Source organism: Leptospira adleri, from assembly GCF_002811985.1.
GTDB lineage: Bacteria > Spirochaetota > Leptospiria > Leptospirales > Leptospiraceae > Leptospira > Leptospira adleri.
The window spans coordinates 11491-27847 of record NZ_NPDU01000019.1 but is presented as its reverse complement, the minus strand read 5'-3'; the positions used below and the strand labels follow the sequence as shown (position 1 = coordinate 27847).

The 16357-nt window shown below is 45.5% G+C and carries 16 protein-coding genes; 3 read left to right on the top strand and 13 right to left on the bottom strand.

Going from position 1 to position 16357, the window contains the following annotated elements; all coding sequences use genetic code 11:
* Position 1 precedes the first annotated feature (1 nt).
* The 5 genes from CH376_RS09160 to CH376_RS09140 all read right to left on the bottom strand — a co-directional run bounded on the left by CH376_RS09160 (position 2) and on the right by CH376_RS09140 (position 3239).
* Positions 2-796, bottom strand: a complete 795-nt coding sequence (locus CH376_RS09160) for an SDR family NAD(P)-dependent oxidoreductase (RefSeq protein WP_100785612.1) — start codon at positions 794-796, stop codon at positions 2-4.
* 129 nt (positions 797-925) lie between these two features.
* Positions 926-1420 (bottom strand): hypothetical protein, encoded by a 495-nt coding sequence (locus CH376_RS09155; RefSeq protein WP_100785613.1) that lies wholly within the window; start codon positions 1418-1420, stop codon positions 926-928.
* The gene (locus tag CH376_RS09150) at positions 1417-2034 is read right to left on the bottom strand and encodes a hypothetical protein (RefSeq protein ID WP_125231936.1); all 618 of its coding nucleotides are present in this window, start codon (positions 2032-2034) and stop codon (positions 1417-1419) included. Before CH376_RS09150 ends, CH376_RS09155 begins: the two co-directional genes overlap by 4 nt.
* Positions 2035-2249: 215 nt before the next feature.
* Positions 2250-2687: a dUTP diphosphatase gene (dut, locus tag CH376_RS09145; protein ID WP_100785615.1), complete on the bottom strand. Its 438-nt coding sequence runs from the start codon at positions 2685-2687 to the stop codon at positions 2250-2252.
* A gap of 147 nt (positions 2688-2834) precedes the next feature.
* Positions 2835-3239, bottom strand: coding sequence for a hypothetical protein (locus tag CH376_RS09140; protein ID WP_125232016.1), 405 nt, complete (start codon positions 3237-3239; stop codon positions 2835-2837).
* Between the two features lie 269 nt (positions 3240-3508).
* Between CH376_RS09140 and CH376_RS09135 the strand changes: the two genes are divergently transcribed.
* Positions 3509-3886: a VOC family protein gene (locus CH376_RS09135; protein ID WP_100785617.1), complete on the top strand. Its 378-nt coding sequence runs from the start codon at positions 3509-3511 to the stop codon at positions 3884-3886.
* Positions 3887-3905: 19 nt separating this feature from the next.
* On the opposite strand, the gene CH376_RS09130 is transcribed toward CH376_RS09135, so the two are convergent.
* The 8 genes from CH376_RS09130 to rimP all read right to left on the bottom strand — a co-directional run bounded on the left by CH376_RS09130 (position 3906) and on the right by rimP (position 13516).
* Complete coding sequence (locus tag CH376_RS09130; RefSeq protein WP_100785618.1) at positions 3906-5192, bottom strand: M16 family metallopeptidase; 1287 nt, start codon at positions 5190-5192, stop codon at positions 3906-3908.
* A 15-nt stretch (positions 5193-5207) separates the two neighbouring features.
* Positions 5208-7304, bottom strand: coding sequence for a polyribonucleotide nucleotidyltransferase (gene pnp / locus CH376_RS09125; protein ID WP_100785619.1), 2097 nt, complete (start codon positions 7302-7304; stop codon positions 5208-5210).
* Between the two features lie 11 nt (positions 7305-7315).
* Positions 7316-7582 carry a 30S ribosomal protein S15 gene (gene rpsO, locus CH376_RS09120; RefSeq protein ID WP_100785658.1) on the bottom strand — a complete coding sequence of 89 codons (267 nt, stop codon included), beginning with the start codon at positions 7580-7582 and terminating at the stop codon, positions 7316-7318.
* 52 nt (positions 7583-7634) lie between these two features.
* The gene (truB, locus tag CH376_RS09115) at positions 7635-8564 is read right to left on the bottom strand and encodes a tRNA pseudouridine(55) synthase TruB (protein WP_100785620.1); all 930 of its coding nucleotides are present in this window, start codon (positions 8562-8564) and stop codon (positions 7635-7637) included.
* Positions 8521-8874, bottom strand: a complete 354-nt coding sequence (gene rbfA, locus CH376_RS09110; protein ID WP_100785621.1) for a 30S ribosome-binding factor RbfA — start codon at positions 8872-8874, stop codon at positions 8521-8523. Before rbfA ends, truB begins: the two co-directional genes overlap by 44 nt.
* 15 nt (positions 8875-8889) lie before the next feature.
* Positions 8890-11565 (bottom strand): translation initiation factor IF-2, encoded by a 2676-nt coding sequence (infB, locus tag CH376_RS09105; protein ID WP_100788057.1) that lies wholly within the window; start codon positions 11563-11565, stop codon positions 8890-8892.
* A 66-nt stretch (positions 11566-11631) separates the two neighbouring features.
* A complete protein-coding gene (gene nusA, locus CH376_RS09100) occupies positions 11632-13026 on the bottom strand; it encodes a transcription termination factor NusA (RefSeq protein ID WP_100785623.1) in 1395 nt (464 codons plus the stop codon).
* A gap of 1 nt (position 13027) precedes the next feature.
* Positions 13028-13516, bottom strand: a complete 489-nt coding sequence (rimP, locus tag CH376_RS09095) for a ribosome maturation factor RimP (protein ID WP_100785624.1) — start codon at positions 13514-13516, stop codon at positions 13028-13030.
* A 199-nt stretch (positions 13517-13715) separates the two neighbouring features.
* Here rimP and CH376_RS09090 point away from each other — a divergent pair, with 199 nt between their 5' ends.
* Positions 13716-14882, top strand: a complete 1167-nt coding sequence (locus CH376_RS09090; RefSeq protein WP_100785625.1) for an LIC_12708 family protein — start codon at positions 13716-13718, stop codon at positions 14880-14882.
* Positions 14873-16357, top strand: a complete 1485-nt coding sequence (locus tag CH376_RS09085; protein ID WP_100785626.1) for a bifunctional ADP-dependent NAD(P)H-hydrate dehydratase/NAD(P)H-hydrate epimerase — start codon at positions 14873-14875, stop codon at positions 16355-16357. Before CH376_RS09090 ends, CH376_RS09085 begins: the two co-directional genes overlap by 10 nt.

Below are 16357 nucleotides of genomic sequence, written 5' to 3'. Positions count from 1 at the left end.
TTTAGAATGCCGACTTCACGACTCCTCCGTCCACTCTCATTGCGGCGCCGTTCGTGCCCGAGGAAAGCGAACTGGAAAGATACGTAACTAAATTGGCAATTTCATCCACACTTTCAAATCGCTGAAGCAAAGAAGAAGGGCGCGCGTTTTTAAAAAATTCTTTCTCAACCGTTTCTGTTGAAACTTTCTGATTGGCCGCAAGATTTTCGATAAATCCATCAACTCCTTCCGAACGCGTAGGTCCCGGAAGAACGGAATTTACGGTAACGTTAGTCCCCTTTGTCAACTCGGCGAGTCCTCTCGCAAGAGAAATCTGCGCGCTTTTTGTCACTCCGTAGTGAATCATTTCTTCCGGAATCTGAACTCCCGATTCGCTTGAAATAAAAAGAATTCTTCCCCAGTTTTTCTTTAACATTTTTGGAAGATAGAATCTAGAAAGTCTTACTCCGCTCAACAGATTGATTTCCAAAAAACGAAACCAGTCCTCGTCGGAAATTTCAATAAAATCTTTCGGTTCGAAAATTCCAACATTATTGACGAGAATATCGACCTCGGGCAGTTCTTTTAAAATCGAATCTATCTCTTGTTTTCTTCCGAAATCGGCGATCAGTCCTTTTACTTCGCCGTTCGGAACTTCATTTTTAAGTTGTTCAACCGCCAGGTCCACCCTATACTCAGTTCTCCCGTTGATGAATACTTTCGCACCTTCGTTTAGCAGTTGTTTTGCGATAGCAAAACCGATTCCTGCCGTGGAACCGGTAACAAGGGCCTTTTTGCCTTTTAACATTGTTTCCATTAAATTCTATAACTCCGATTACTTTAAGAGTTAGACAAGTTTTAGAATCAATGGAGATCAAAAACAAGGAATCATTCGGGCTTAGAGCCTACTCTAAGTTAGGAGATGATCTTATTTTTTACAGGACTTTTATCTTTTTTCAGGCAGTGAAAAAAGATCAGCCAAAGAATCAAATGCAGGCTCCATCTCAAACTCAAGATCGCTCTCGAAAATATCTTCGTCTTCATCCTCGTCTTCAAATTCTTCGCCTGGGTAACCCTTGTGTTTGAGGAGATAGACCGCGCAAGGATCCTCGGGATCATACGTCGGGAATAAAACGAGGTTATAAGTGAAGGAGTCTTTGACAAACTCCGATTTTAATTCCGCAAAGGCGATCGGCTCATCCGTATCAAGACCTTCGGCGATTGCGAGCCGAATACTCTGATCGATCAACCCTCCCATACGATTCCCTATGTCCTTGATCAATTCGATCTCGAAAACTTGATTCGATTTTTTTTCTAAAAATTCTTTATTAGAGAACTTAATAAATTCCCCGCTAAGAATTTTTTCGCTCAAAGCCGAGGGAAGGACCGTTCCAAATGCGGCCTGATAACAATCCAAAAGATATTGGTTTTTATTCTTCAACTGATTTTCTCTCCAATGTTCCGATCAAACAAAGGCTCCTCATGCGTTTTACTTTCAAACAGGCGAACCGCATAGAACCCTATATTCAAATGCCAAAAAAAGAATGCGAAAGCCATAGTTAAATCTTGACCTTTGACAAGTTCTTCGGACATATCCTCCAAAATTTTCAAGCCCCTTGCGACCGACCGTGTCCATTCGTGATCCGCGACAAAAACGGTAAATGAGGGAAGAATGGAAAGAAAAACGGCGTTTCTTCTCGATTCCGAAGCAAGACTTTCTCCGAAGACGTTCTCCAAAAATTTGATTTCCAAAAAGGAAAAAAGGGCCAACACAATCGAATAGGACGCAAATTCACAAAACGGCGTTGATGCAAAATATTCTTTATTTAGAATATTCAAAAAATAATAATTATTCTGAATTATTCCAAAAAGAAAGAATAATACAAAGAAGATACAACTCGTTAAAACGAAAAAGCGCAACTTTCGATCCGATTCTATTCTTAGCTTAGGATAAGAACGTAAAATCCACACGATCGCCGCCGCAAAAGCGACGCAAGCGAAGAGAATCGCCAAAGAGGAGGAGACGGGATCGGAGCGGTCTCGTTTTGCTTTCAAGAGAAAGAATCCGGAGGAAATACCGAAGCCCAATAAGATCCTGAGAATGTGAAACCAACGAGATAAACTGCTTTCTTCTTCCATGCGTCGCCTTAGGATAACTTCCGATCTCTGAAAACGAGAAGCCTTCCACAAACAACAATTCTTCGTTTAGAATTCTACGCTTTTTTCGTTTTGAATCTCCGAAGATAAAATCAGTTTATAAGAATAGCACGTTATACGCCCGTTGAACCGAAGCCACCCGCATCTCTTTCGGTCCGATCCGAAAATTCGGCGACAAGTTCCCATTCCGCATACCAGGTTTTTCGAATGAGCAACTGAGCGATTCTCATTCCATGTTCCACAACAAACGGCGAATCTCCTAAGTTTAAAAGAGGGATCATCAATTCTCCTCTGTAATCGCTGTCGATCGTTCCGGGAGAATTCGGAATGAGAATTCGGTTCTTAGTGGAAAATCCGGAGCGAGGACGAATTTCGAAATGGTATTCGGATGGAATCGCAAAAGAGAGTCCCGTCGGAATCAGGACGACCTTTCCCGGCTCTAATGTCAGATTCGATTCCAGACAGGCGTGAACATCGTATCCTGCAGAATGAGTCGTTTGTAAGACCGGTATTTCCGCTTTCGACTTTATTTTTTTTACTGAAATTTTCATCCTCTTAGAAACTCCTCGGCATTTTTCTCAAAAAAGAGATTTCCATCTTTTCTCTCCTAACCTCCGCCACAATCTTTTATCAATTGCAATTAGCCGAAGTTCGTATAAACGCCGAAAACATCTCTGTCAGAATTCCCACGTCGATCTTCACCGCGAAATTAGGTGAACTTCGTATAAACGCCGAAAACATTTCCGCAGGAGTTCCCACATCAATCTTCTCGTGAAATTAGGCGAACTTCGGATAAACGCCGAAAACATTACTATCAGAGTTCCCACATCGCCCTGCACGGTAAAATTAGCCGAAGTTCGTATAAACGCCGAAAACATATCTGTCAGAGTTCCCACGTAGATCTTCACCGCGAAATTAGCCGGACTTCGTATAAACGCCGAAAACATTATCGCAGGAGTTCCCACGTCGATCTTCACCGCGAAATTAGTCGAACTTCGTATAAACCCAAAAAACAATTCTGCAGGAGTTCCCACATCGCCCTGCACGGTAAAATTAGCCGAAGTTCGCATAAACGCCGAAAACATCTCTGTCAGAGTTCCCACATCAATCTTCTCGTGAAATTAGACGAACTTCGTATAAACGCCGAAAACATTCCCGCAGGAGTTCCCACGTCGATCTTCACCGCGAAATTAGGTGAACTTCGTATAAACACCGAAAACATTTCTGTGGGAGTTCGCCCATCAATCTTCACGCGAAATTATACGAACTTCGTATAAACGCGCAGAATAGAAGCTGATCTTTTTGAAATTTTTGTCGTTGCGACGATTGTAAGTCGCCGTTATCAAGACAAATTCAAAAAGGTGAAAATAAAATGATCAAATTCAATCAAGTCATGCTCTATGTGAACGATCAAAAAAGAATCTCGGACTTTTGGGTAAATTACTTCGGATATAAGGTGGAGGGAAGGGAAGAATACGGTGAAACCTTCGCGATCATCCTCTCCGATGGAAGACCGAACTCCACCAAATTGGTATTGCAAAACAAAGAGGCCGTAGCAGCTTCCAATCCGGGTATGAATCTGGGAACACCGTCCATTCTCTTATCCACGGACGAAAACATAGACGCTCTTTACAAAAAACTCAAAGAAGAGAAGATCACGGTGGGAAATATGGTGAATTTTCCGAACGGCAAAAAGGTGTTCAACTTTTCCGATTTCGAAGGAAACTATTTCGCTATCATCGAGGATTGATCTATTTCAAAAGCGGTTCTTACAAAGAGAAAATTTTCATCGCCGCTTTTTCTTCTTTCGCCCCGAGATTTCCGAGGGCGGAGAGATGAAGTTTCGGAATTCCAAAAACGGATTCAGCAAACTCGTTGAGATCGTTCAAAGTAATCGAATAAATTTCTTTGACACGTTCTTCGTACGTATAATTTCTACCGTAATAGAGTTCCATGAGGGCGATCGTGTTCATCCTGGATTCCGTCTGCTCGTAGCTGATAGAAAGAGTTCCTTCGTGATTGGTCTGCGCGTCCCTCAATTCCTTCTCGGTAATGCCGTGATCCAGGATCGACTTGATTTCGTCCGAGATCGTCTCCATACAAGTGATAAATTTATCTTTCGAAGTGGAACACACGATACTGTTGATCCCGACGTCTGCGTAAGAGGAAGGATACGCAGTGATCTGATAACAAAGCCCTTTTTCTTCCCTCACCTTTTGAAAAAGTCTGGAAGAAGTTCCTCCGCCTAAAATATGAGTGAACAGACTTGCCTTCGAAGCGTTGTGGAATTCTCTCTGAAAACCTTCTCCGCCCAAAATGAAATAGACCTGTTCCAACTTTTTCTTTTTTGGAAAGTATCCCCATTTTTTTTTGGGAAGAATCAGACCGTTTCCTTCTTGTTTTTTCTTTCTCGTTTTACTGAAATGTTTTCCGGCTATCGAAAAAATTTCATCCGGTTCGAAGTTACCTGAAATCGAAAGAAACATATTTTCGGAATGATAATTCGTATCATAGAATTCTAATAAACTCTTATGACTCACTTTTGAAATGGATTCTCTCGTACCGATGATATCTCGTCCCAAAGGATTCTTAGGAAAAAAATTCTGATAATAAAAATCGTGGATATAATCCTCGGGAGAATCTTCGTAACCCTGCAATTCTTCCAAGATCACGCCGGCTTCGTTTTCGATGTCCGATTGTTTCAGCAAAGGCTGATAAATCATTTCGGATAACAATTCCAATCCGAGATCTAAATGTTTGCCCGCGACCGTAACGTGAAAGTAAGTGTATTCTCTGGAAGTCGCGGCGTTCGTAAAACCGCCTACTCGTTCGATATCTTCGGCTTGTTCTTTTGCGGTGCGTTTTTCCGTATCCTTAAAGAGCATATGCTCCAGGAAATGGCAGTAACCCGCGTTCTTAGAAGATTCGTGTCTGGATCCGACTCTGACAAAAACGCCGGCGGAAACACTGACGGTATGAGGGGCTTTTTGAAAAAGGACTGTAATGCCCCCGGGAAGAACTTTCCTATAGACTTGCTGTGAAGGTTCTTGCTCCAAGGGCGCTTTTGAAATTTAGACTTGCTCTTCTTCGAGCGCGTCTTTTCTGGAAAGGTCGATCTTTCCGGTTTTGTCCACGTTGAGGACTTTCACACGGATGATATCTCCTTCCTTCACGATATCTTTCACGGAGTTGACTCTCTTGAAGTCGATCTTGGAGATATGACAGAGACCTTCTTTTCCGGGAAGAATTTCGACAAAGGCTCCGAAGTCGGCGATCCGTTTCACCTTTCCTTCGTAAATCTTTCCTACTTCCACTTCGGTGAAAAATCCGTCGACCATCTTCGCGGCTTTTTCAGCCGATTCTTGGTTTGAACCGGAGATGGTTACACGGCCGTCGTCTTCGATATAAAGTTCAGCGCCGGTGAGTTCGCTGATTCCTCGAACGTTCTTACCGCCAGGTCCGATCAATTCTCCGATTCTATCTTTCGGAATGTTTCTCACGATGATTCTCGGAGCGGTTCCCGCAAGATGATCCGCGGCTTTGGAGATATGTTTCTCCATAATATCAAGAATATGGAATCTACCCTTTTGAGCCTGAGTAAAGACGCTTTCGAGAACGTCGAAGCTCACGCCGGTTACTTTCAAATCCATCTGGAATGCGGTGATTCCTTTTCTGGTTCCGGCGATCTTACAGTCCATATCTCCGAAATGGTCTTCCAAACCCGCGATATCGGAAAGAACCGCAAACTTCCCCGAAGAATCGGAGAAAAGCCCCATCGCGATTCCGGAAACGCTGCCCTTGATCGGAACGCCCGCCGCCATGAGCGCGAGAGATCCGGAACAAACGGACGCCATCGAACTGGAGCCGTTGGATTCTAAAATTTCAGATACAACGCGGATAACGTAAGGAAATTCGTCCGGTTTTGGAAGAACGAGTTTCAGAGCTCTTTCCGCCAAATTTCCGTGACCGATTTCCCTTCTTCCCGGACCGGAAGATCTGCGAACTTCTCCCACCGAAAATGCGGGGAAGTTATAATGCAGCATGAAGGATTTTTCTTTTTGTCCTTCGAGAGTTTCGTATCTCTGATTGTCCGAACCGGTTCCCAGAGTTACCACTCCGAGAGACTGAGTTTGACCTCTTGTAAAAACGGAAGAACCGTGAGGACCAGGAAGAGGATTGATCTCGACGGAAATCTGACGGATTTCGTCTAACTTTCTTCCGTCAAAACGGGTTCCTTGAGTCAAAACCTGTTCGCGGACGATTTCATATTCCAATTCGTGAAGATAAGTTTTGATGTCCTTGATCTTCTCGGATTCTTCCACGGTCTGTTTGAAGAATTCCACGACTTCTTTGTTTACGTTTGCGATTTCTTTGTTACGAGAAGTTTTATCGGACGTTTGATTCGCGGCTTTGAGTTTTTCAAAAGCGTATTCTTTCACTTTTGCGAGAAGCTCTTCGTCTTTCTTTCTAAGTTTTACTTCTCTTTTGACAACGCCGATTTTTTTAGCGTATTCTTCTTGAAGAGTCACGAATTCCGCGATATATTTCTGAGCAAAACGAAGCGCAGCGAGCATTTCCTCATTGCTGAGTTCTTTTGCTTCGCCTTCGATCATCACGATATGAGTTTTAGTTCCGGCAACCACCAGATCCAAATCGGAATTTACGATTTCTTTTGTGGTCGGATTGAGAATCAATTCTCCGTTGATTCTTCCGATTCTCGCGCCCGCAATCGGACCGTTGAAAGGAATATCAGAAACCGCTAATGCGGCGCTGGCCGCGTTTAACGCGTGTCCGGCGACGGAAACGTCTCCATCCGCGGAAAGAACCTGCACTTGCAATTGCACTTCGCAGAAATATCCTTCCGGAAATAAGGGACGAATCGGCCTGTCTATGATTCTTGAAATGAGAATTTCGTGTTCAGGAGGTTTGGCTTCTCTTTTGAAATAACCGCCCGGGAAACGACCGACGGAATAAAGTTTCTCGGTATATTCGCAGGTAAGAGGGAAAAAATCCTGTCCCTCTTTCGCGTCATCGGCCGCACAGACGGTGGCTAATAAAACCAGATTACCAGACTTATAAACTACGGACCCGTGAGCCTGTTTCGCCCAGTTACCGGTTTCTAAAACGATAGAATCACGACCGTATTGGCCGGAAATTGTATGTGTCATGGCGGACTCGCTTACTTACGGAGTCCGAGAGTTTCGATCAGTTTTTTATAACGGTCTAGTTCGGTTCTTTTGAGATAATCCAGAAGTTTCTTTCTTTTGCTCACGAGTCTTAAAAGACCGGTCTTGGAATGAAAATCTTTTTTGTGGGACTTAAAATGTTCGTTGAGTTCTTTGATTCTCGCATCAATCAGAGCGACTTGCACTTCTGTGGAACCAGTGTCACCCGTCTTACGGGCAAAATTACTGATAATTGTTTTTTTCTGTTCAGTAGCTATCATATCGTGAATATACCTTTTTACCATTTTTCAGGTCATAGGTCCCCCTTTAAAGCTAATTTTTAGGGAAGACTCTTAAATATTTATAATCTAACTCATGAATTCCATGTTCTTCTTTTTTGCACCACGCAAGAATCTCACCTTCAGGTGAGACGAGCAAAAATTCCGTCGGAGGAATCCATTCCAACTTCGTTTTGCGTCCGTTCAGGACGTTTCGAACTTCGGTTCCGGGAATTTCCAAGGTCGGAAATTCTAAGATCGCCTCGGGAGGATGGATTTTGACCCTTCCTTCTAAAAGATTCTCGTAAGAATCCGCCTGACTCAGATGAATCTTTCCGATGCTCGTCCGAACCAGTCTTTCGAGCCGCAAGGGAAATCCCACCCGGTCGGAAATGTCCATGACGATCTTTCGGATATAAGTTCCAGCGGAAACTCGGATCTTAAAGTGAATCGATTCAGCGCTAAAGTCTCCGAGTTCAAATTGATAGACTCGAATCTTTCTGACGGCGGGGACGAGGGCCACACCTTCTCTGAACAAGTCGGATCTTCTTCTTCCATTGACCTTGAGCGCGGAAACGTCCGGGGCTTCCTGAGTTTCCCAAGTTGGAACCTGGATAAAAAGTTCTTTCAAAAGGTTTTGATTTTCCTGGAACCACGCGGCGGTTTGTTCTTTGGGAAGAGATTCTAAAATTTCACCTTCCTTGTCTCCGGAATCGGTGGATTCTCCGGGTTTTACCCAGGCTTCGTAGGATTTTTCCTTTTCCAAAAAAACGCTGGAAAAACTCGTACAACTTCCAATGGGAAGAATCATAAGCCCGCTCGCGGCGCGATCCAACGTTCCTGTATGACCGACCTTTTTTAAACGGAGTTTTTTGCGGGCCACCACCACAAGATCCGAAGAAGTCATTCCCTCGGGCTTGTGAATGAGTAAGAATCCGGACTCAGTCCGGATGGGTGGGTTTTCTGGTAAGTCTGAGTGATTCATCCAAACTCTGAATGTATTCCTCGTCCCAGAGGAATTGAATTCTTGGTGCGATTCTTAAACTGAGCTTTTCCGATAACGTCGTCTGAAACAATCCGGCGGCGCTATTGAGTCCGGCTAAAACCTTGATCTGTTTTTTCGGAGTGCAGATCGCGGTCACGTAGATTCGCATATTCTTTCCGTCCTCGGAGATCTCCGCTCTGTGAACGGAGACCATGTGCACCCTCGGATCCTTAACCTTTCCGGAAAGGATCATCATAGCAACGGTTCGAACCGCTTCCGCTTCGATTTTTCTTCTTCGGATCGGATTCACGGTCCGCTACTCCGACTACTCAAGTTTACGCTTGATTACGGTTACGTTATACGCTTCGATGATATCTCCGGTTTTGAAATCGTTAAATCCGTCCACTTGGATCCCGCACTCGAATCCGGAAACCACGTCGTTGACGTCGTCTTTGACCCGTTTGAGAGATTTGAGTTTTCCGTCGAACTTGAGAACGCCGTCGCTGATTACGCGCACGTTCGCAGACTTCGCGATCTTTCCGGATGTAACCATACAACCCGCGATGTTTCCGATCTTGGAGACTTTGAAAATTTCTCTGATCTCCGCGGTTCCGATAACTTCTTCGATCTTTTCGGGTTCGAGAAGACCTTCCATCGCAAGTTTGATCTCATCCACAACTTGATAGATGATATTGTAATATTTGATCTGAACCTGTTCTTTTTCCGCAAGAGCGATCGTCTTCGGATTTGCACGAACGTGAAAACCGATGATCAGAGCGTTCGATGCGGATGCAAGCATCACGTCCATATCCACGATCGCACCGGCGCCGGATTGGATTACGTTCAGCTTTACTTCCGGAGTGGAAAGTTTTTCCAAAGATTCTTTGATCGCTTCCGCAGAACCGCGAACGTCCGCCTTGATGATTACCTTGAGTTCTTTCAAAGCGCCTTGTTTGATGAACTCGTTCATATTTTCCAAAGTGACTTTCGAAGCGGATCCGGCCGCAGCCCCCGCGTTTCCGATTCTTTCAAATTCGATTCTGTGTTGAGAAATGTTTCTGGCTTCTTTTTCATCCGCCATCGCGTCAAAAGGAGCGCCCGCGTCCGGAACGCCGTCGATACCGGTCACCTGGGCCGGGAACGCAGGTCCCGCTTCTTCGATCGCCTGACCGTGATCGTTGTACATCGCCCGAACACGACCGGAGAAAATTCCCGCCACGAACGGATCTCCTACGCGCAAAGTTCCGTTCTGAATGAGAACGGTTGCGACCGAACCGCGACCCGGATCGAGCTTGGCTTCGATGATCGTTCCTTTTGCCTTCCGTTTCGGGTTGGACTTCAGATCCATCACTTCCGCCTGGAGAAGAATCAGTTCCAAAAGTTTATCAATTCCGATATTCTCTCTCGCCGAAATTTTGGCGAACATGGTCTGCCCGCCCCATTCTTCCGATTGAAGACCGTGGTTGGCTAATTCCTGCATGATCTTTTCCGGATTCGCCGTTGGAAGATCGATCTTGTTGATCGCGACGATGATCGGAACTTCCGCGGCTTTCGCGTGACTGATCGCTTCGAGAGTCTGAGGCATTACCCCGTCGTCCGCCGCGACCACGAGAACTACGATATCCGTAACCTTAGCTCCCCGCGCTCTCATCGAAGTGAAGGCTTCGTGGCCCGGGGTGTCTAAGAATGTGATGAGTCCTCTTGCGGTTCGAACCTGATACGCACCGATATGCTGAGTGATTCCGCCGGACTCGGTATCGATCACCGAACTGGTCCGAATCGTATCCAACAATTTTGTCTTACCGTGGTCTACGTGACCCATGATGGTAACGACAGGAGGACGGTTGATATAATCTTCAGGGTTGTCTTTTTCTTCTTCGATGATGGTTTCTTCGTAAAGAGAAACCACTTTTACCTTACAACCGTATTCGTCCGCCAAAAGACCCGCGGTCTCAGCGTCGATGATATTGTTGATCGTCACCATCATTCCCATCTTCATGAGTTTTCCGATGACGTCTCCCGGTTTTAGGTTCATCTTTTTGGCGAGTTCGCCTACTTGAACATTTTCTAATATAGTAATTTCTTTAGGAACGGAAATTCCCGAAACTCCCACAACTTTCGATTTTTTGAATCTTTGTTTGAAGAATTTCGTATTCTCTGCGCCTGAAAAATCTCTCTTATCGGAGGAGGATTTTTCTTTGTCGTGTCCCTTCTTCTTGCTCGCACCGGCGGCGCCTCTCGCCTGAGAAAGCTCCACTTCTGCGGAAGTGATCGGCATCGGACGTCCACCCGGTCCACCGGAACGATTTCCAGGACCGCTGCCGCCAAAACGATTTCCAGGTCCAGGGGCTTGTCCCGGCCCACGATTGCCTTGATAACCGCCGCCTTGACCCGGTCCACGATTGCCCTGGTAACCGCCGCCTTGACCCGGTCCACGATTGCCTTGATAACCGCCGCCTTGACCCGGTCCACGATTGCCTTGATAACCGCCGCCTTGACCCGGTCCTCGATTGCCCTGGTAACCGCCGCCCTGACCCGGTCCACGATTGCCTTGGTAACCGCCGCCCGTGTTCTGACGCGGGGCCGGTCTTGAAATCGGCCTAGATACGATGATGCTGGAATCTTCTTTCTGAAAAGGAGATGGGGACGGAGAATAGGAAGAATCTCCTCCATGTCCCTGAGAATCGCGAGGAGGTCTCTGCTGAGATCCGGAATGAGAATCCGGTTGTCTTCTTGGAGGTTCTTCGTTTTTCACTTCTCTGGAGGAAGAAGGCGCCTGACGAACGATCGGGGACTGACCGGAATCTCCCCTAGGAGGAAGCGGCGTCACCGGTTTGGACGGAGCAGAGGATTCTGCCGTCGTTTCTTTTTTAGGAGATGCAGAGGCGGAAGGAGATGAAGGCGCTTCGTCCCCTTTCTTCTTAATGATCAGCTTCTTGCGTTTTCCCGCATCAGCCGCGCCCTGGAGCGTTTCCTTGATCGTCTTATTTTTATCTTCCATAATTGATACCCTGGCTTTCCGGAATCATAAAATCTCCGGCCCTGAGAAAAACCCTTTGGGTCTTTCTCAGTTATCTTCCACCCATTCTACGGATTCTCTCAATAGTTTAAGAATCTGTCCGGCGGTTGTATGTCCGATTCCTTGCAGTTTTGCCAGATCGTCTTGACTGTATTCGATCAGGGTTTCCAGATCTTTAATTCCTTCGCTCTTCAGAATTCCCACGATGCGGGCTGAAAGACCGGGAAGATCTTCGAGAGGAGTCAGGCCTTCTTCCTCTTCTTCTTGTTCCACTTGGGCTTTGGATTCTTCCGAAGGAGAATAGAAAAGTCTTTCCAGCCTTTCTCTCGCTTCCGGGGAGGCCAACTCTGCGTTGTACTGCGCTACGGTTTTGATATCGATTTTGTAACCGGCCAACTGAGAAGCGAGCTTCACGTTGGATCCGTTGATTCCGATCGCGAGAGAAAGTTGATCGTCAGGAACGACGACCATCGCTTCTCTTCCGGAACCGTCCACTTTGACTTCCACCGGTTTTGCCGGAGAAATCGCGTTCGCTATAAATTCGGATGGATCATCGGACGCTTCCACGATATCGATTCTTTCGTTTCCGAGTTCTCTTACGATGGACTGGATACGAACCCCTTTCATACCTACGCAAGCGCCGACGGGATCGATGTCGCCGCGGGTCGCGCGCACCACAACCTTGGTTCGGATGGACGGTTGTCTCGCTACGTTGATGATCTCAACGAGTCCGTCGTAGATTTCGGGAATTTCCATTTCGAAAAGTTTACGAACAAAATCCGCGGAAGCTCTCGAGAGAGTGATCACTGGGATCGGCTCTCTCGGACGAAGTTCCACTCTTTGAATGATTGCTTTGAGTCTGTCCCCGCTGTGATACTTTTCACCCGGATTCTGCTCGCGACGAGGCATGATTCCTTCCACTTTTCCGAGGTCGATGCTCATCGCGTCTTTTTTCCATCTCTGAAAATAACCGTGAGTGAGTTCGCCTTCTTTCGCCTTATACTCGTTATAGAGAAGTTCCTTCTCCATGTCTTTGAGTCTTTGGAAAACCATCTGTTTGGCTTGGCTGGAAATGATTCGAGAAAGCTCCACCGGCTTTTCGCGAAAAGAAACGACGGAACCAATTTCCGCGGAAGGATCGATCACTTTAGCTTCTTCTAAACCGATTTCGAGCGGGGAAGAAGCGCTTCCTTCCACTACTTTTTTTGCTATTGCTATAACGACGCTGTCTTTGCCGGACGCAAACTCTACTGTGACAGGAGAAGGTTTATCCGCTTCTTCGGATTCTTCCAATCCTTCCAGTCCGGACTTTTTCTTATAGGCGGTTATGAGAGAATCGCGTATGACTCCCATAACGGCTTCCCTATCGAGGGACTTGTCCGCACAAAATTGCTGGATTGCTTCCAACAGATTTCCTTCCGATTGTGTCTTCTTAACTGCCATATCAAATACTTACGTAGAGATTCCCTTTCAGTATATCCTTGAGGTTCAGGGTCGTCTGCTTTTTTCCGGCAGATTTTTTTCCCTTCTGGAATTTTTCCAGAATCAACTGATCCTCAACTCGATCCATTATCCGGAAAATTCCTTCCTGAGGATTCTCTGATTCTCCGGATAGAAAAACCAGACGAACCGGTATTCCCCGGAATCGATCCAGGTCCCCCGGAAGGTCAAGTTTCCTTTCCGCCCCTGCGGAGGAAACTTTAAGAGTATAATCCAGATCCGGTGCGATCCGTTCTAACTCTTCTTTCAGTTTTCTGGAAACTTGCTCACATTCCAGAAGGCTGACTGAACCATACGGATGTTCAAGATTGTCCAAGACAACCTCGATCAACGAATGGTTAGGCCTTTGGTTGACCTTTAATGAGTACAGCTTGACAGGCAAATGCAAGGCGCCATCCAGAATCGTCTCGATTTCTTCCCTGCTTACTGTCAAACCCCGGCCTTATAGAGAGAAAACTCACAAATGATTGAATTTTTCCTGATATCCTAATCAAACTATTCAAATTTGGCTACAGTGTAAAGTAAAAAAAGCCATGGATTCCGCGAGGCTTTGAATTCCACGGATTATTGCTTGTTTTCCAATCGATCCACTGGAATGGTATCGTTACATTCCCAGATCCAACCAGGTTTTCATGAGAAATCTCAATCCAATCTCCCGCAATCGTTCCTATCAAAGAAGAATTTCGATTCTTCCTTATACAATTGTTTTGATCGTCGCCGTAATCGTAAGCTGTACCCGATTCAAAGTGGACAACTACAATTCTTATCTGTACGGAAGAATCAAGTTAGGCAATACTCTCGCCGACGTTCAGGCAAAAATTTTGAACGGAGTTCCGACCAATCTTCCTCAGACGCTGCCCGTTGTCGGAGGAAAGATCTACGTTCCCGATTTCGAACAATCCTTGCTGAAAGTTTTTTCAACGGACGGAGAATTAAAATTCATATTAGGATCTTTAAAGGAAAAGATCGGAGATAAATACAAACTCGTTCCCGCAAAGATCGGAAAGATCGGACTCGTGACGGTAAACGGAGACGAAGAGATTTATCTTCAATCCAGAACCGGAAAAGAAGAACAACCCAAAGTGGATCCGGCGACCGAAGATATTTTTTTAAAGAAGAGCGGTTCGTTCGATACCGAGTACAGAGAAGCGACCCCTTCGGCCATTCTTCATTTTTCCGACGCCGGAAAATTATTGAATACGATCTACGTGGAAGGCTCTTCGGGAAACACGCCTTTCGGATATATAGAAAGAATGGAAACCGGAGAAGACGATCTTCTTTTCGTATTTCACAGATCGAACGGTGAAATGAAACTTTCAGTTTACGACAAAGGCGCACTTTTGCGATCGATCGGAGCTTCCAATTTTTCGAACGTAATTTCGGATTCGGATTCCACCCAGGTCCGATTAGAAACGATCCTTCCGCATCTGGAAGGGAAATACGCGGTCGCGTCGTTTAGCGTTTTTGATAAGAAGAATTCCCGTTTTAAATCCAGAAAGATCTTTAAATACGATTTCGAAACCAAGTCCGCGACTTTGATCAAAGAGATCCAGGATCCTTCCGAATCCTTGTATTGGATCCTAAAGGACAACAACTTCTTTCTTTGGGAAACGGAAACCGAAGAGGAAAGTTCGATCCGTCTTCAGGTCCACGACGAGGAAGGAAACCACGTAAACAATATCCGACTCAACTACCTTCCTCCGAGGGGGCTCTGGAGAGAAACCTGGATGGATTTGAACGACGAAATCTATTCGGCGAGAATCAAATCCGGATATCTGGAAATTCATAAATGGAAATAAGGTTTTCCGAATATTCAGAATCTCTGTTTGACGATGTGGAAAGCAGGGATCTGGATCGGAAAACAATTTTAGAATACGGAATTTCCGGTTCTCATCTGATGGGCTTCGCGGCCTTGTCCGTCTATCAACAATATCGGAAAAAAATCATCAAATACGATTCCGTTTACATCCTCTGCGGAAACGGAAACAACGGAGGAGACGGACTCGCCCTCGCCTTCTTTCTGCTTCAGGAAGGAAAAGAATCAGACGTTTTTTTAAAAAAAGGAAAACTTTCCGAAGAATCGGAATATTATAAAAATCTGTTTCTTCGGGCCGGCGGAAAAATTCTGGATCTGGAATCGGAACTTCTTTCATTCGGAGGAGAAAACGTTTGTATCATAGACTCGCTTTTAGGAACCGGATTTCAACCTCCGATCGGAGAACCCTACTCTTCCGTTTTTGAAAAGGTCCGGAGACAAAAAAAAGAAAATCCCAAAAGGACGTTCGTACTGAGCCTGGACGTAGTGTCGGGTTTTTCAGAAGATTCGATTCCTCCTTTCGAAGTCGACGCGTTAGCCGAAATCGGAATGAAAAAGTGGAGAAACCGCTTTCTTTCGAACCAGGTCAAAAAGACGTTTCACAGAATCGGATTTCCGATCTCGGAAAGTAAAGTCTCAGGTCCGGATTCTAAACCGAAAAAAACCCTTTGGAAAAGAATTCCGGATTCTTTGCTGAAAAAATATCTGAAAAGAGAAGAAGATTCTCACAAATACAAAAACGGATCCTTACTTTTGATCGGAGGTTCGCAAGGAATGACTGGAGCCGCGTTGTCGTCGCTTCTCGCCTTCCATGAGTTAGGCGGCGGAATCTCTCTGCTTTTGAGTCCTTCGGAAAAAACGGTCCGCGGAGTTTTAAAAAAGGATCCTTCCTTGATGGTAGACGGGATCGGAGATTCTTCCGAGATTCTTTCCAGACCCTTTGTCAAAAAGGCATCCGTTTTTTTACTCGGTCCCGGTTTGAAGCCGGAGGAATGTCCGGTCCTGGATTTGCCGGAGGACAAATACTGCGTTCTGGACGCGGGTGCGATCCCGGCTTACAAAGAAAAAAAACTCCACGAAAAAACGCTTCTGACTCCGCATACGGGAGAATTAGAAACGCTTCTGAATTCTAAAATTAGAAATACTAAGCAGGGAATTTCCCTTGCGACCGAATATACAAAAGCGCATAACCTTCACATTCTTTGGAAAAGACATTCATCTTTTTTAATATGTCCGAACGGAGATTTGTTTTTCTGGGAAAAAACGGAACCGAAATTGGCGGTGATGGGAACGGGCGATCTTCTGGCCGGAATTTTGGCTTTTTTTCTTTCGAGAAATTTAAGGATCCCGGACGCGACTCAGCTTTCTTTTTCTCTTCTTACGAACGCGGCAAAACGATCCAAAGGTTTTCCGACCGCTTCGGGAATTCGAAAACTTTTACAAAAGGGAGGAAACTAA

What these genes read in the sequence shown, in the direction of transcription:
- CH376_RS09160 (WP_100785612.1), bottom strand. Translation starts at nt 796, where the DNA reads ATGGAAACAATGTTAAAAGGCAAAAAGGCCCTTGTTACCGGTTCCACG.
- dut (WP_100785615.1), bottom strand. Translation starts at nt 2,687, where the DNA reads ATGAAAATTTCAGTAAAAAAAATAAAGTCGAAAGCGGAAATACCGGTC.
- CH376_RS09135 (WP_100785617.1), top strand. Translation starts at nt 3,509, where the DNA reads ATGATCAAATTCAATCAAGTCATGCTCTATGTGAACGATCAAAAAAGA.
- pnp (WP_100785619.1), bottom strand. Translation starts at nt 7,304, where the DNA reads ATGACACATACAATTTCCGGCCAATACGGTCGTGATTCTATCGTTTTA.
- rpsO (WP_100785658.1), bottom strand. Translation starts at nt 7,582, where the DNA reads ATGATAGCTACTGAACAGAAAAAAACAATTATCAGTAATTTTGCCCGT.
- truB (WP_100785620.1), bottom strand. Translation starts at nt 8,564, where the DNA reads ATGAATCACTCAGACTTACCAGAAAACCCACCCATCCGGACTGAGTCC.
- infB (WP_100788057.1), bottom strand. Translation starts at nt 11,565, where the DNA reads ATGGAAGATAAAAATAAGACGATCAAGGAAACGCTCCAGGGCGCGGCT.
- nusA (WP_100785623.1), bottom strand. Translation starts at nt 13,026, where the DNA reads ATGGCAGTTAAGAAGACACAATCGGAAGGAAATCTGTTGGAAGCAATC.
- CH376_RS09090 (WP_100785625.1), top strand. Translation starts at nt 13,716, where the DNA reads ATGAGAAATCTCAATCCAATCTCCCGCAATCGTTCCTATCAAAGAAGA.
- CH376_RS09085 (WP_100785626.1), top strand. Translation starts at nt 14,873, where the DNA reads ATGGAAATAAGGTTTTCCGAATATTCAGAATCTCTGTTTGACGATGTG.